This is a genomic window from Pseudomonas sp. MF08831 (assembly GCF_059862645.1).
On the sequence record NZ_JCBCUX010000024.1, the window covers coordinates 36,911 to 52,370 of the forward strand.

Consider the following 15,460-nt stretch of genomic DNA (forward strand, 5'->3'; position numbering starts at 1 on the left):
GCGAGCAAGCCCGCTCCCACATGTTTGATCCCGTTCAGCCAGGGAAATTGAGTCGAACCTACCGTCGCGGAGCCCCAGCCCCTATGAAGCACAACGTCATCCTTGTGGTGCTCGACGGCCTGAACTACGAGGTTGCCCGACATGCCATGGGGCATCTCCAGGCCTATATCGGCGCAGGACGCGCAGCGCTTTACAAACTGGACTGTGAACTGCCGGCCCTGTCCCGGCCGTTGTATGAATGCATCCTCACCGGCGTGCCACCGATCGACAGCGGCATCGTCCACAACAATGTCTCGCGCCTGTCCAACCAGCGCAGCATTTTCCATTACGCCACCGACGCCGGCCTCACCACAGCGGCGGCGGCTTACCACTGGGTCAGCGAGTTGTATAATCGCACGCCCTTTATTGCCGCGCGTGATCGCCATACCGACGACAAGGCGCTGGCGATCCAGCACGGGCATTTCTACTGGAATGACCACTACCCGGATTCGCACCTGTTCGCCGACGCCGAAAGCCTGCGCCGCAAACACGCGCCGAATTTCCTCGTGGTGCACCCGATGAACATCGATGACGCCGGCCACAAGCACGGCCTCGATACCTCGCAATACCGCAACAGCGCACGCTCGGCCGACATCATCCTCGCCGATTACCTGCAAGGCTGGCTCGACGCCGGCTACCAGGTGCTGGTGACCGCCGACCACGGCATGAACAACGATCGCTCGCACAATGGCCTGCTGCCCGAGGAGCGTGAAGTGCCCCTGTTTGTGCTGGGCTCGGCCTTCAACTTCGACCCGTCTGCCCGACCCAAGCAAACCGAACTGTGTGGCACTGTCTGCGAACTGCTCGGGGTGCCCCACGACAAACCTGTATGCCGGGAGCTGTTGAAGTGAATTCCCTAACCCGTGGCAAATGGCTGGCGATCCTCTGCCTGGTGCCCTTTGCGCTGTTCTTTATCGTGTTTGAAATCGCCCCGCTGGTGTGGGTACTGATCAACAGCCTGCAATCGGAGGAGTTCGGCTGGGGCGTGGCCAACTTCATCAAGATCTTCAGTTCGAAGTTCTACCTGCAAGCCATCCAGTACAGCCTGGAGATCAGCTTCTACTCCAGCGTGTTCGGCATCATCATCTCGGTGCTCGGCAGCTATTCGTTGCGCCGCGTCGATGGGCCGTTGCGCAATTTCGTCACCGCCTTCGCCAACATGACCAGCAACTTTGCCGGCGTGCCGCTGGCCTTCGCCTTCATCATCCTGCTGGGCTTCAACGGCAGCATCACGATCATGCTCAAGCAGGCCGGAATCATTCAGGACTTCAACCTGTATTCCAAAACCGGCCTGATCATTCTGTACACCTACTTCCAGATTCCATTGGGCGTGCTGCTGCTCTACCCGGCCTTCGATGCGTTGCGTGAAGACTGGCGTGAATCGGCCTCGCTGCTGGGCGCCAGCGGCTGGCAGTTCTGGCGGCACATCGGCTTGCCGGTGCTCACCCCGGCGCTGCTCGGCACTTTCGTGATTCTGCTGGCCAATGCTCTGGGCGCCTATGCCACGGTGTACGCGCTGACCACCGGCAACTTCAACGTGTTGCCGATCCGCATCGCGGCGATGGTCTCCGGTGATATTTCCCTGGACCCGAACATGGCCAGTGCCCTGGCGGTGGTGCTGGTGGCGCTGATGACCGTGGTCACCGTGGTTCATCAACTGCTGCTCAAGAGGAGCTACCATGTCTCGCGCTGAAGCCGGCTCGGCCTCCCTCTACCATCGCGTAGTGGTGTACCTGTTGTTTGCGATTTTGGTGTTGCCGCTGGTGGGCACCTTTGTCTACTCCATTGCCAGCAGTTGGTCAGCGACGATCCTGCCCGCAGGCTTCACGGTGAAATGGTATGTGCAGCTGTGGAGCGACCCACGCTTTCTGGCCGCCTTTGGCCAGTCGCTGCTGGTGTGCGTGGGTGCGCTGATCCTGTCAGTGGTGCTGATTCTGCCGCTGCTGTTCGTGGTGCATTACCACTTCCCCCGGCTCGACGCGCTGATGAACATCCTCATCCTGCTGCCCTTCGCGGTGCCGCCGGTGGTGTCGTCGGTGGGCCTGCTGCAACTCTACGGTTCCGGGCCGCTGGCGATGGTGGGCACGCCGTGGATTCTGATCGGCTGCTACTTCACCGTGGCCCTGCCGTTCATGTACCGCGCGATCACCAACAACCTGCAAGCGATCAACCTGCGCGACTTGATGGACGCCTCGCAATTGCTCGGCGCGAGCACCTGGCAGGCGGCAATCCTGGTGGTGCTGCCAAACCTGCGCAAGGGCCTGATGGTAGCGCTGCTGCTGTCGTTTTCGTTCCTGTTCGGTGAGTTCGTGTTCGCCAACATCCTGGTGGGCACCCGCTACGAAACCCTGCAGGTGTACCTCAACAACATGCGCAACAGCAGCGGCCACTTCACCAGTGCCGTCGTCATTTCCTATTTCTTCTTTGTGCTGGTGCTGACCTGGGCCGCCAATATCTTGAACAAGGACAAAAGCCAATGAGCTTCGTCAGCGTCCAACACCTGCAAAAAGGCTACGCCGGCACCCCGGTGTTCAGTGACATCAATTGCGAGATCGCCAAGGGCGAATTCGTCACCCTGCTCGGCCCGTCCGGTTGCGGCAAGTCGACCTTGCTGCGTTGCATCGCCGGTCTCACGTCGGTGGACAGTGGCAAAATTCTGTTGGATGGCCAGGACATCGTTCCCCTCAGCCCGCAGAAACGCCACATCGGCATGGTGTTCCAGAGCTACGCGCTGTTCCCCAACATGACCGTGGAGCAGAACGTTGCCTTCGGCCTGCGCATGCAAAAGGTCAACGCCGACGACAGCCATAAGCGCGTGCAGGAAGTGCTGCAACTGGTGGAGCTCAAAGAGCTCGCCGGCCGCTACCCGCATCAGATGTCCGGTGGCCAGTGCCAGCGCGTGGCCCTCGCCCGCTCGCTGGTGACCCGCCCACGCCTGTTGCTGCTCGATGAGCCGCTGTCGGCGCTGGACGCGCGGATCCGCAAGCACCTGCGCGAACAGATCCGCCAGATCCAGCGCGAATTGGGGCTGACCACGATTTTCGTCACCCATGACCAGGAAGAAGCCCTGACCATGTCCGACCGCATCTTCCTGATGAACCAGGGCAAGATTGTGCAAAGCGGTGATGCCGAGACGCTCTACACCGCGCCAGTGGATGTGTTCGCCGCCGGTTTCATCGGCAACTACAACCTGCTCGACGCCGACAAGGCCAGCCAATTGCTGCAACGCCCGATCAGTGGGCGCATTGCGATTCGCCCGGAGGCCATCGAACTGAGCCGCAGCGGCGAACTCGACGCACTGGTGCGCAGCCACAGCCTGCTGGGTAACGTGATTCGCTACCGCATCGAGGCACGCGGCGTGGAATTGGTGGTGGATGTGCTCAACCGTTCCGCCGACGACCTGCACCCGGATGGCCAGCGCCTGGCACTTTCCATCGACCCCAGTGCGTTGTGTGAAGTAGCCTGACGCCACGATTTATTTCAGAGAGCATGACGGATGGCATTGGTAATTTTTGATTTGGACGACACCTTGATCCACGGCGACTGCGCCACCCTGTGGAGCGAGCAGATGGGCCGCCTGGGCTGGGTCGACCCTGAGTCATTCATGCGCAAGAACAACGAATTGATGGACGCCTACGGCCAGGGCAAGCTGCGCATGGAAGCGTTCATGGACTTCAGCCTGGAACCCATGATCGGCCGCACGCCGGAAGAGATCGAGCACCTGGTAGAGCCGTGGGTCGAGGACGTCATCGAGCCGCTGATCTACAGTGACGCCACCAAGACCATCGCTCGCCACCGCGCGAACGGCGACCGGATTCTGGTGATTTCCGCGTCGGGCACCCACTTGGTCAAACCGATTGCGGCACGTATTGGTATTGATGAAGTGCTGGGCATCGACCTGGATGTCAGCCATGGCGTGTACAGCGGCCATACCGTGGGTGTACTGACGTACCGTGAAGGCAAGATCACGCGGTTGCTGGAATGGCTGGAGCAAGAAAGCGAGACGCTCGACGGCGCGTATTTCTACTCGGACTCACGCAATGATTTGCCACTGCTGCTGAAAGTGGATCACCCGCAGGTGGTGAACCCGGACCCGGTGTTGCGTGAGCATGCGCAAAAGGCCGGCTGGCCGATTCATCACTGGGTGTGACACTGCGCTCCTTGAATTGAAATCCAATCCACTGTGGGAGCGGGCTTGCTCGCGAAAGCGGTTTGTCAGTGAAGAATGTTTCATCTGACACTCCGCCTTCGCGAGCAAGCCCGCTCCCACACTTTGATCTCATTTCAGCCGGAGACGGGTGTCAGACCAAACTCTCGTCAATCACCAACACCAATTTCCCGGAAATCTGGTTGCTCGCCAACTCGGCAAACGCCGCCTCGGCATCCTTGATCGGGAAGGTCTTGGCCAGTTGCGGGCTCAAGCGTCCCTCGGCAAACAGGGGCCATACATGCTGGCTCAAATCACTGAACAGGTCTGCCTTGAACTGATCGCTGCGGCTGCGCAGGGTCGAGCCGAGCAGCTGAATGCGCTTGCCCAGCACCTGCGCCAGGTCGAGCTGCGCGTCGCGCCCGCCCATCAAGCCGATCAATACCCAACGGCCGTCCAGGGCCAGCAGCTTGAGGTCCAGCGCGGCGTAGTTGCCACCCACCGGGTCGAGGATCACATCGAACGGCCCGAAATCGCTTAGCCCTTCAATGCCGTCATTACGTACCACGCCGCCCTGGGCACCGAGTGCCTCGCAGTACGCCAGGCGCTGCGCCGAGCCGACGCTGACCCAGCACGGGCTGCCAAACGCCTTGCACAGCTGGATCGCCGCCGAGCCCACGCCACTGGCGCCGGCATGCAGCAAGACTTTTTCACCGGGCTTGAGGCCCGCCAGCTGGAACAGATTCAGCCACGCCGTGCTGTACACCTCGGGCAGAGCCGCTGCTTCGGTCAGCGACAAACCTTCCGGCACAGGCAGTACATGGCGCGCATCCACCACCACTTCTTCGGCCATGCCGCCACCGGCGAGCAATGCGCAAACGCGGTCACCGACCTGCCAGGACGACCCCGGCCCGACCTCACTGATAACCCCGGCGCACTCAAGACCCAGCACGTGGCTGGCGCCAGGCGGCGGCGGATAGAGCCCGGCGCGCTGTAATAAATCGGCGCGATTAAGGCCCGCAGCCGCCACACGAACGCGAACTTGGCCTACATCGCAGGTAGGGCTGGGTTCTGTCAGCCACTCCACATGACCTTCAACGCCTTGCAATGCTTTCACAGTGCCTCCATAGTGAGTCTGGACTGAGCCCGTAGCTGTAGCGCCGGGCTTTTTGCATTATGCGACCGGATCATATGGAACCGGCTCCCTCAAAGACGGCCTAATATGCGTTATCAATTGCCCCCGCGTCGAATCAGCATGAAGCATCTGTTCCCCAGCACCGCCCTCGCTTTTTTCATTGGTCTCGGCTTCGCGTCGATGTCGACCAATACGTTCGCAGCCAACAGCTGGGACAACCTTCAGCCTGATCGCGATGAGGTGATTGCAAGCCTTAACGTCGTCGAGTTGCTCAAGCGCCATCACTACAGCAAGCCGCCGCTGGACGACGCGCGCTCGGTGATCATCTACGACAGCTACCTCAAGCTGCTGGACCCGTCGCGCAGCTACTTCCTGGCCAGCGATATCGCTGAGTTCGATAAGTGGAAGACCCAGTTCGACGACTTCCTCAAAAGCGGCGACCTGCAGCCCGGCTTCACCATCTACAAGCGTTACCTGGACCGCGTCAAAGCGCGTCTGGACTTCGCCCTGGGTGAGCTGGACAAAGGCGTCGACAAGCTTGACTTCACCCAGAAGGAAACCCTTCTGGTGGATCGCAAGGACGCGCCTTGGCTGACCAGCAGCGCCGCCCTTGACGACCTGTGGCGCAAACGCGTCAAGGACGAAGTGCTGCGCTTGAAGATCGCCGGCAAAGAGCCCAAGGCCATTCAAGAGCTGTTGACCAAGCGCTACAAGAATCAGCTGGCACGTCTGGACCAGACCCGTGCCGAAGATATCTTCCAGGCCTACATCAACACCTTCGCGATGTCCTACGACCCGCATACCAATTATCTGTCGCCAGATAACGCGGAAAACTTTGATATCAACATGAGTCTGTCGCTGGAGGGCATCGGTGCCGTCCTGCAAAGCGACAATGACCAGGTCAAGATCGTGCGTCTGGTGCCGGCAGGTCCGGCAGACAAGACCAAGCAGGTCGCCCCGGCCGACAAGATCATCGGCGTGGCCCAGGCCGACAAAGAGATGGTCGACGTGGTCGGCTGGCGTCTGGACGAAGTGGTCAAGCTGATCCGCGGGCCAAAAGGCAGCGTGGTGCGTCTGGAAGTGATTCCGCACACCAATGCACCGAACGACCAGACCAGCAAGATCGTTTCCATCACCCGTGAAGCGGTGAAGCTTGAAGACCAGGCCGTGCAGAAGCAGATCCTGAACCTCAAGCAGGATGGCAAGGATTACAAGCTGGGCGTGATTGTGATCCCGGCCTTCTACCTGGACTTCAAAGCGTTCCGTGCCGGTGATCCGGACTACAAGTCCACCACCCGCGACGTGAAGAAAATCCTGACCGAACTGCAGAAGGACAAAGTCGACGGCGTAGTGATCGATCTGCGCAACAACGGCGGCGGTTCCCTGCAGGAAGCCACCGAGCTGACCAGCCTGTTTATCGACAAAGGCCCGACCGTGTTGGTACGCAACGCTGACGGCCGTGTCGATGTGCTTGAGGACGAGAACCCGGGTGCCTTCTACAAAGGGCCGATGGCGTTGCTGGTCAACCGCCTCTCGGCTTCGGCCTCGGAAATTTTCGCCGGCGCGATGCAGGACTACCACCGTGCGCTGATCGTCGGCGGCCAGACCTTCGGTAAAGGCACCGTGCAGACCATTCAGCCGCTTAACCATGGCGAGCTGAAACTGACACTGGCCAAGTTCTACCGGGTTTCCGGGCAGAGCACCCAGCATCAGGGCGTGCTGCCGGATGTCGACTTCCCGTCGATCATCGACACCAAGGAAATCGGCGAGAGCGCCCTGCCTGAAGCCATGCCGTGGGACACCATCCGCCCTGCGATCAAGCCGGCGTCGGACCCGTTCAAACCGTTCCTGACGCAGTTGAAGGCTGACCATGACGCGCGCTCCGCCAAGGATGCCGAGTTTGTGTTCATCCGCGACAAACTGGCCCTGGCCAAGAAGCTGATGGAAGAGAAAACCGTCAGCCTCAACGAAGCCGATCGCCGTGCGCAGCACACCAGCATCGAAAATCAGCAACTGGTACTGGAAAACGCCCGCCGCAAGGCCAAAGGCGAAGACCCGCTCAAGGAACTGAAGAAAGAAGATGAAGATGCGCTGCCGACCGAGCCGGAAAAAACCAAGCCGGAAGACGACGCCTACCTGTCTGAAACAGGCCGGATCCTGCTCGACTACCTGAAAATCAGCAAACAGGTGGCCAAGCAGTAAATGATGGCAATTTAATGTGATCGCTCCTCGGAGTGTCATCATATAGACATCATTCTGTCGTGAAATGAAGGACCGCAGGCGCCAAGCCTGCGGTCCTTTTTTTCGATCGAGATCGCCATGACCATGACCGAACAGCTGAATGCATTGGGCTCTATCCTGGCTCAAGGCAGTTTGCACAGCCTGTTCCAACCGATCATTTGCCTGTCCGAACGGCGCATCCTCGGCTACGAAGCCCTCAGCCGTGGCCCCTCCAATAGTCCATTGCACTCCCCGGTCGCGCTGTTCTCAGTGGCCGGGCATGCCGGGCGCCTCAGTGAGCTGGAGATGGCCTGCCGCGAAAGCGCGTGTCGACGGTTCAGCGAACAGAAACTGCCAGGCAAGCTGTTCCTGAATATCTCGCCGGAATCCTTGATGGAGACCGCGCATCAACCGGGGCGCACTTTGCAATTGCTGCGCGACTTCGGCATTCCCCCCAGCCAAGTGGTGATCGAACTCACCGAGCAGACCCCCACCGACGACTTCGATCTGCTGCAAACCGCACTGCACCATTACCGCGACATGGGCTTCGCCATCGCCCTGGATGACCTGGGCGCCGGCTATTCCAGCCTGCGGTTGTGGTCGGAGCTGCGCCCTGACTACGTGAAGATTGACCGGCATTTTATCGACGGCATCCATCAGGACGCGCTCAAGCGTGAGTTCGTCGGCTCCATCCTGCAAATCGCCAGGGCGTCGCGGGCACAGGTCATTGCCGAAGGTATTGAGCTACCCGAAGAACTGGCGGTGTTGACCGAGATGGGCGTGGACCTGGTGCAGGGCTACCTGCTTTGCCGCCCGCAGGAGCAGCCGCCCCAGGAAGCACGCCTGATGCTGCCCAAGCAGGATAATGCCAACCTCGCCCTCAGCGAAGAAGGCAGCGACCTCAGTGCCCTGCTTAACGAGCAGCCGGCGGTGGATCAGGACACTGCCACCGCCCAGGTGCTGGAGTCGTTCCGCCGCCAGGCCAATCTCAATTCGCTGGCGGTGCTGGACGGGCGTGGCCACCCGGTCGGCATCGTGCACCGGCATTCATTATCGGACGCACTGCTCAAGCCCTTCGCCACCGATCTGTTCGCGCGCAAGCCCATCAGCCGTTTGATGAGCGATGACTTTTTGGCGGTTGAATTGAGCCAATCGCTGCAGCAAGTCAGCCGCCTGCTGACGAGCCGCGCGCGGCAACGGATTGAAGAGGATTTCATCATCACGCTCAATGGCGATTACCTGGGCCTGGGGCGGGTGATCGATGTGCTCAAGCTGATCACCGAGCTGAAGATCCAGCAGGCGCGTTACGCCAACCCGCTGACGCTGCTGCCGGGCAACGTGCCGATCCAGCAATGCCTGACGCGGCTGTTGCAGCAACAACGAGAGTCAGTGATCTGCTACGTGGATATCGACAGCTTCAAACCGTTCAACGATATCTACGGTTACGGGCGCGGGGATGAGGTCTTGCTGTGCCTGGCGCAGTGCCTCAACGACCGGGTTGACCCCAGCCGCGACTTTGTCGGGCATATAGGCGGCGATGATTTTTTGCTGGTGCTCGGCCCACAGGATTGGCGCAAGCGGCTTAACCAGTTGCTGGATGATTTTCACACCCAGTGCCGACGCTTCTACCGCGCCGAACACCTCGACGCCGGCTGCTTTGTGGCATTGAACCGCCAGGGCGCGCGTCAGGAATTCGCCTTGTTGTCGCTGTCGATCGGCGTGGTGCATTTATACCCACAGGCCTGTGGGCAACTCGACGCCAGCCAGTTGGCGGAGCTGGCCTCGCAGGCCAAGCACCACGCCAAGGATGTGGCGGGCTACAGCATTCATGTGATCGACAGCATGGACATGCTGGCCCACACGCTTTAAGCCTCGGCAGATTCCGGATAATCGTATTCAAACACGCGCACCACTTCCGAGGCGTGCCAGGATGCGGCGGCCACGCCATCGGACGGCCCGCTGAAACGCCCCAGGCGCTCCACGCATTCGAAGAAACCGGTACGCGGCAGGCGACTGGCACCCTGGCTGATCACCAGTGAGCTGCGCAACGGCTGCTCGGCCTTGGCGTCCAGCGCGGCCAGGTGCTCAAGGGCGGCGGCCAGGGTCTGCATCGCCGGCGTGGGAAATTGCAGGCGCTCCAGCAGCGCGCGGTAGGTCAGCAGATGACGCTGGCGGCGCGCCTGATCCAGTTCGTTGAGTAATCCATCCCAGTGTTGACGGCTGATACGTAGGCTCAAGATTCATCCCTCCAACCTGCAACGCCCAATTCCCAGGCCAGGCTGCGGCGAATGGCGGCATCCGGCTGGCGTTCACCACTTTCGATCAATCCGAGATACGAGGGGCTTATACCCACGGTGCGGGCCAGGGTTTCGATGGCCAGCCCCCGGGTTTCACGCAGGCCGCGCAGGTCCGCGAGCGGGCGCAAAGCCTGATCGGGAGCGACCTGAGCGTCAGAAGAAGGAGGGAGTGCTGGTTGTTGCTGACCGGCGGCTTTTAGTAGCGCCTGGTACTGGTCCCATGGCAACACCGCGTACTCGGGTTCGCCATTGCGTGAAATTATCTGAATATCCATGACTGCCCCGTAGGATAACAACACTCACTAAGTAAGCTCTTTCCTTAGGAGTGTAATCCTAACAGCCACAAAGGTCGCAGGGGGATATCCGTGTGATCAGTTTTTTTGCGGGTTTTCCTCAGCCAGCAGCGCAGGCGTCGCAGGCAGGCGCTCAACCACCGCGAGCTTTTCCGGGCGCTGGGCGTCGCGCCAGGCGCGAAAGGCGCTCAGTTCGCCGTCCAGGGTCTTCATGACCCATGCCAGCACGGCGATGTCATCGAGCATGCCAAATACCGGAATAAAGTCCGGGATTGCGTCAATCGGGCTGAGGAAGTACATCAAGCCCGCCACTACCGAAATCAGCGCCTTGGGGCTGATCGCCCGGTATTCGCCGCGCCAGTAGGCCAGGCACAGGGCCTGAAGCAATTTGAGATCATCCTTGAGCTTACCCAGGCGGTTGCCCTGGCTTGAGCCTTTTGCGGCGACGGCAAACAGCAGGGTTGGCAAACGCCCACGGCCAAGCAGACGCGCGGCCATGGGCAGGAAACGGGTGAAATTGAACGGTGGTTTCATCTGTCACTCCAGTTCCAGGCGACATAAAAGGTTATCCACACAAATTGTGGATAACCTTGTGAACAGAGCCTGATTTATCGGCTGAAAGCCACGGACTACAAGGCTTTCAGTCAGATCGGGCGTTTTTTGCGCACATAAAAAAAACCCAAGATTTCATTGACTTGGCGTTGATGTGCGGCTACCCGTGCTCGAGTCTTATATCAGACTGTTTCAGCTTGCAGGGGTTCGTTTGAATTTACGTCGGTTGTGAATCAGGCGGATTTACCGGGCCGCAGATACGACAACGCCCCGTCGAAACGGGGCGTTGTCTGTTCAGGCGCCGATTACTTCTTGGCGGCTGGAGCAGCAGGTGCGTCAGGGGCTTCAGCCTTGGCTGGGTCCTTGATGGCCAGCAGTTCCAGGTCGAATACCAGCACGGAGTTGGCTGGAATCGCCGGGCTCGGGCTCTGAGCGCCGTAGGCCAGGTCAGACGGGATGTACAACTCGACCTTCTCGCCAACGTGCATCAGTTGCAGGCCTTCGACCCAACCCGGGATCACGCCGCTGACCGGCAGGTCAATCGGGCTACCGCGATCAACGGAGCTGTCAAAGGTGGTGCCGTTGGTGAGCTTGCCGGTGTAGTGCACAGTTACCACGTCGGTTGGCTTAGGCTGAGCGCCATCGGCCTTCTTCACGATCTTGTACTGCAGACCGGAAGCAGTGGTCACTACGCCGTCTTTCTTGGCGTTTTCTTCGAGGAATTTCTTGCCGGCGGCTGCCGACTCTTCGCTCATTTTAGTCATACGTTCTTCTGCACGCTTCTGCAGTGCGGCAAACGCTTCAACCAGTTCGTCGTCTTTCAGCTTCTGTTCTTTCTTGCCGACGGCATCTTCGATGCCTTGGGCTACCGCTTTGGAGTCCAGGTCATCCATGCCTTCCTGGGCAAGACTTTTGCCCATGTTCAGGCCGATACCGTAGGAAGCTTTCTGCGCCGGGGTTTTCAGCTCTACGCTGGTCTGCGAATCACAACCCGCAAGTACCAGGCTAACCAGGGCCACCGCCGCCGCCAACCGATGCTGTTTCATGCTATTTCCTTGTTCGTGCGCCAAAAGGGCATTCGAGTAAAGTCGCGAGCTTATCAGGCGGCCACGACCAATGGCTACCGGCATGTGAGCAAGAAACTTCCGATAAGTTCACGTGTTTAAAAGCATTTTCATTCATGATGGAGGCCCGCGACGGATCGCGGGACTGCCTGCAACCAGGCTCATGGCCACTTGCCGCACCTATGGCGTAGTGGCATAACAACGCGACAACTCGACAAGGATAGTTATCTTGCGCATTTTTTCCCGTGTTTTGCTTGTGATATTGCTCGCACTCGGCCTGCTGCTGGCCGTCGTGCTCTATTACACCATCAACCCCAAGCTGCCCGACTACGTGCCTGTGCAGCAGGTGCGCTACCAGGATCAATGGAGTGCCGCCGATCGCCAGACCTACTACTTCACGCCTCAGGGCACCCAAGTTAAAGGCCTGCACTACGACTGGTTCACCGCCCTGGAGCTGCCGTTCTCCGAACAGCGTTTTGCAACGCCCGAGTACCTGGCGCGCTTTGGGTTTCTGGTAGACCCCAAGCAGGTCCCTACCGCGCAGAACCCCGGCAATCTGCCAGTCGGTTTTGCCCGCCACCAGAATGCCGGCAGCGCGGTTGAATACCTGGATATCACCTGCGCCGCCTGCCACACCGGCGAGCTGCACTTCAAAGGCCAGGCCCTGCGCATTGATGGCGGCTCGGCCCAGCACGTGCTGCCCTCCAGCGTGCCCACCTTGCGCGGCGGCAGCTTCGGCCAGGCACTGGTGGCCAGCCTGGCCGCCACCTATTACAACCCATGGAAATTCGAGCGCTTTGCCCGCCAGGTGCTGGGGGATCGATACGACGCCGAACATGGCCAACTGCGTCAGGACTTCAAACGGTCGCTCAACCAGTTCCTCAAAGTCGCCTGGAATGACACCCACCGCGGCCTCTACCCCACCGAAGAAGGCCCGGGCCGTACCGACGCGTTTGGCCGCATCGCCAATGCCAGCTTTGGCGACGCTGTCTCGCCGGACAATTACCGCGTTGCCAATGCCCCGGTGGACTACCCGCACCTGTGGGATATCTGGACCTTCGACTGGGTGCAATGGAACGGTTCGGCCCAGCAACCGATGGCGCGCAACATCGGTGAAGCCCTCGGCGTCGGTGCGACACTGGACTTCTTCGACAGCGCCGGCCAGCCCCTTCAAGGCCAAGCGCGCTACCCATCCAGCGTGCGCGTGCGCGACCTCAACCTGATCGAAGAAACGCTGCAACGCCTTAAGCCGCCCACTTGGCCGGAAGACCTGTTCGGCGCCATCGACAAACCCCTCGCCGCTCAGGGCCGCGCGTTGTTCGCCGAGAACTGCGCCGGTTGCCATGTGCCCGCCGTCAGCCAGGTCAATGGCCGCCCGGTGCAGCAGTTGAAAATGCTCCCCGTTGAATACATCGGCACCGACCCCGGCACCGCCAGCAACATCGCCGACCAGCGCTACGACCTCAGCGCGCTGCAATGGGACCCGGCGGAACTGGCCACGCTCAACGTCGAACTGCACCCTACGCCGACCGCGCCGCTGGACCTGCACAACCTGTCGGTGGCGCAAGGCCTGGCCTACGTCACCGCCTTTGTCGAAGACCACGCCTACCGCGCCGCCGGCGTGACCCCGGCCGAGCGGCCAAGCCTGGACGGTTTCGGCCTGCCTATCGGTGTGCGCGAGGTACGCGCCTACAAAGCGCGGCCACTGGCCGGCGTGTGGGCCACGCCGCCATTCCTGCATAACGGCTCGGTGCCGACGATCTACCAATTGCTCTCGCCTCAGGACGAGCGCAGCACCACCTTCTATAAAGGCACGTTCGCCTACGACCCGCGCCACCTGGGCTTTGAAACACAGGCGTTCAAGAATGGCTTCCGGTTCGATACCAACGTCACCGGCAACCACAACAGCGGCCACGAATTTCGCGCCGGCCAACGTGGCAATGGCGTGATCGGCCGCGGCCTGCAGCCGCAAGAACGCTGGGCGCTGCTGGAATACCTCAAAGTACTGGGCGGCCCGCTGGAGCAACAGTTGCCATGACTATTGGATCTAACTACAAGGAATCTTCGATGCTCGCGCGTCTGTGGCTGCGCCTCGGCGCGTTTTTGGGTAAAACCCTGTTATGGCTGGTGGGCCTGGGGCTGCTGGGCTGGTTGATCGCTGCCGCCTGGTTTGCCTGGCAGCACAGCGGCCCGGTGTCGCCGGACGAGCAGATTCCGCCCGGTGAAGCGGCCATGACCCAGGGCATCATTCAGACAGCCGTGCGCATCGTCGATCAGCACCGCGAAGGCACGCGTTACCTGCGCGACGCGCATGCCAAGGCTCACGGCTGCGTGAAGGCGCACGTCAGCGTAGTGGCGGATCTTGACCCGGCATTGCGCCAAGGCGTGTTCGCCGAGCCGGGCAAAACCTGGCAGGCGTTGATGCGTCTGTCCAATGGCAATGCCTACCCGCAATTCGACAGCATCCGCGATGCGCGGGGCATGGCGCTCAAGCTGCTGGATGTTCCGGGCAAACAGTTGATGGCGGATCAGCAGGCGCGCACCGAACAGGATTTCGTGATGTTCAGTCATCCGAATTTCTTCGTCAGCGATGTGGCGGAGTATGCGCAAAACATCGGCGCCCAGGCCGACGGCAAGAAGGTCCTGGCGTTCTTTCCCAAGGCAGATCCGCGTAGTTGGCAGGTGCGCCATTTGTTTATCGCGCTGGCCACACTGTCGCCTGCGCCGGCCAGCCCGACGCAGACGACTTACTTTTCGGTGTCGCCCTACAAGTTCGGCGCAGCCAATGCCAAGTTTCGCGTAGCGCCTGACCCGCTCAGTTGCCCGGAGTATGTGTTGCCCAAGCAGAACCAGGACCTGCCGAACTTTCTGCGCAGTGCCTTGAGCCAGCAGCTGTCGACCGACCGTGTGCCGGCGTGTTTTGTGTTGCAGGTTCAGCGGCAGAATCCGCAGAAATTCATGCCGATCGAAGACACCAGCATTGAATGGAAGGAGAGCGATGCGCCGTATGAGACCGTGGCGACCGTACGGGTTGAGGCGCAGGATTTTGATACGCCGGCGTTGAATCTTGCTTGTGATAACCAGTCGTTTAATCCGTGGTTCGGGCTTGAGGCGCATCGACCGATTGGGGGGATTAATCGGTTGCGCAAGGCGGTGTATGAGGCTGTGAGCGACTATCGGCATAGTCGTAATTTGTGAGGTGTCGGGGGTGGGTACATATCCGTTTTTTGGGTGATGGCGGGTATGGGTTCCGCCCTTACGGCGGGTCACTTTGGAAAAGCCCCAAAGTAACCAAAGGGCTCTTGCCCCACCACTCGGCACCTCGCTTAGGCTCGGTGTGCCCTCACTCCGGTACTACGGAGCGGGCCGCCGCTCCGTACTACCTGCGTTCGGCCAGCGTGGTTTAACGGGGCGCCTAAGGTCAAAGTCAAAAGCAGATCAAGATCAAAAGCAGAGCACGGCGGCCTGACAGCCGACCTGAAGTTTGAAGCTGAACTCAATCAAAGGTGGGAGCTGGCTTGCCTGCGATGGCATCAACTGGTTGTTACTGATACACCGAGGTGCCTGCATTGCAGGCAAGCCAGCTCCCACAGAAAAGCAAAAGCAGTGCGGTGCTGGAGGCTGCACTCGGTCAACTTGTGGGAGCGGGCTTGCTCGCGAAGGCGGTGGGTCAGTCAATTCATGTGTAGCTGACACACCGCCTTCGCGAGCAA

The 15,460-nt window shown here is 60.3% G+C and carries 14 protein-coding genes; 9 read left to right on the forward strand and 5 right to left on the reverse strand.

The features are described 5' to 3' along the window. The first annotated feature begins 83 nt into the window (after positions 1-83). From AC19YS_RS31195 to AC19YS_RS31215, 5 genes are read left to right on the forward strand one after another with little or no spacing between them, the layout of a single operon-like run. Complete coding sequence (locus AC19YS_RS31195; protein WP_106580570.1) at positions 84-890, forward strand: alkaline phosphatase family protein; 807 nt, start codon at positions 84-86, stop codon at positions 888-890. Then, positions 869-1,732: an ABC transporter permease gene (locus AC19YS_RS31200; protein ID WP_218876551.1), complete on the forward strand. Its 864-nt coding sequence runs from the start codon at positions 869-871 to the stop codon at positions 1,730-1,732. The genes AC19YS_RS31195 and AC19YS_RS31200 overlap by 22 nt, the downstream gene beginning before the upstream one ends. Continuing rightward, positions 1,719-2,519 carry an ABC transporter permease gene (locus tag AC19YS_RS31205; protein ID WP_106580568.1) on the forward strand — a complete coding sequence of 267 codons (801 nt, stop codon included), beginning with the start codon at positions 1,719-1,721 and terminating at the stop codon, positions 2,517-2,519. Before AC19YS_RS31200 ends, AC19YS_RS31205 begins: the two co-directional genes overlap by 14 nt. Further along, entirely contained in the window at positions 2,516-3,505 is a 990-nt protein-coding gene (locus tag AC19YS_RS31210; RefSeq protein ID WP_010565203.1) for an ABC transporter ATP-binding protein, read from the forward strand. The genes AC19YS_RS31205 and AC19YS_RS31210 overlap by 4 nt, the downstream gene beginning before the upstream one ends. A gap of 30 nt (positions 3,506-3,535) precedes the next feature. Beyond that, a complete protein-coding gene (locus AC19YS_RS31215; RefSeq protein ID WP_179607099.1) occupies positions 3,536-4,189 on the forward strand; it encodes an HAD family hydrolase in 654 nt (217 codons plus the stop codon). 151 nt (positions 4,190-4,340) lie between these two features. On the opposite strand, the gene AC19YS_RS31220 is transcribed toward AC19YS_RS31215, so the two are convergent. Then, positions 4,341-5,303, reverse strand: coding sequence for a zinc-binding dehydrogenase (locus AC19YS_RS31220; RefSeq protein ID WP_200625098.1), 963 nt, complete (start codon positions 5,301-5,303; stop codon positions 4,341-4,343). A 138-nt stretch (positions 5,304-5,441) separates the two neighbouring features. Here AC19YS_RS31220 and AC19YS_RS31225 point away from each other — a divergent pair, with 138 nt between their 5' ends. Next, positions 5,442-7,523, forward strand: coding sequence for a carboxy terminal-processing peptidase (locus AC19YS_RS31225; RefSeq protein WP_234452694.1), 2,082 nt, complete (start codon positions 5,442-5,444; stop codon positions 7,521-7,523). 117 nt (positions 7,524-7,640) lie between these two features. Continuing rightward, positions 7,641-9,410 carry a bifunctional diguanylate cyclase/phosphodiesterase gene (locus AC19YS_RS31230; RefSeq protein WP_448194854.1) on the forward strand — a complete coding sequence of 590 codons (1,770 nt, stop codon included), beginning with the start codon at positions 7,641-7,643 and terminating at the stop codon, positions 9,408-9,410. Here AC19YS_RS31230 and AC19YS_RS31235 read toward each other — a convergent pair. From AC19YS_RS31235 to bamJ, 4 genes are all read right to left on the reverse strand, one after another. After that, positions 9,407-9,778, reverse strand: a complete 372-nt coding sequence (locus AC19YS_RS31235) for a hypothetical protein (RefSeq protein WP_010565198.1) — start codon at positions 9,776-9,778, stop codon at positions 9,407-9,409. The genes AC19YS_RS31230 and AC19YS_RS31235 overlap by 4 nt on opposite strands. Then, complete coding sequence (locus AC19YS_RS31240; protein WP_119735601.1) at positions 9,775-10,113, reverse strand: helix-turn-helix domain-containing protein; 339 nt, start codon at positions 10,111-10,113, stop codon at positions 9,775-9,777. Before AC19YS_RS31240 ends, AC19YS_RS31235 begins: the two co-directional genes overlap by 4 nt. A 96-nt stretch (positions 10,114-10,209) precedes the next feature. Then, positions 10,210-10,665 (reverse strand): YkvA family protein, encoded by a 456-nt coding sequence (locus AC19YS_RS31245; RefSeq protein ID WP_058420139.1) that lies wholly within the window; start codon positions 10,663-10,665, stop codon positions 10,210-10,212. A 323-nt stretch (positions 10,666-10,988) separates the two neighbouring features. Next, positions 10,989-11,729, reverse strand: a complete 741-nt coding sequence (gene bamJ / locus AC19YS_RS31250; protein ID WP_106580563.1) for a BamJ family beta-barrel-assembly machinery protein — start codon at positions 11,727-11,729, stop codon at positions 10,989-10,991. 247 nt (positions 11,730-11,976) lie between these two features. Here bamJ and AC19YS_RS31255 point away from each other — a divergent pair, with 247 nt between their 5' ends. After that, positions 11,977-13,785 (forward strand): di-heme-cytochrome C peroxidase, encoded by a 1,809-nt coding sequence (locus AC19YS_RS31255; RefSeq protein ID WP_200625096.1) that lies wholly within the window; start codon positions 11,977-11,979, stop codon positions 13,783-13,785. Positions 13,786-13,814: 29 nt separating this feature from the next. Continuing rightward, entirely contained in the window at positions 13,815-14,945 is a 1,131-nt protein-coding gene (locus AC19YS_RS31260) for a catalase family protein (RefSeq protein ID WP_124418847.1), read from the forward strand. The last annotated feature ends 515 nt before the right edge of the window (positions 14,946-15,460 follow it).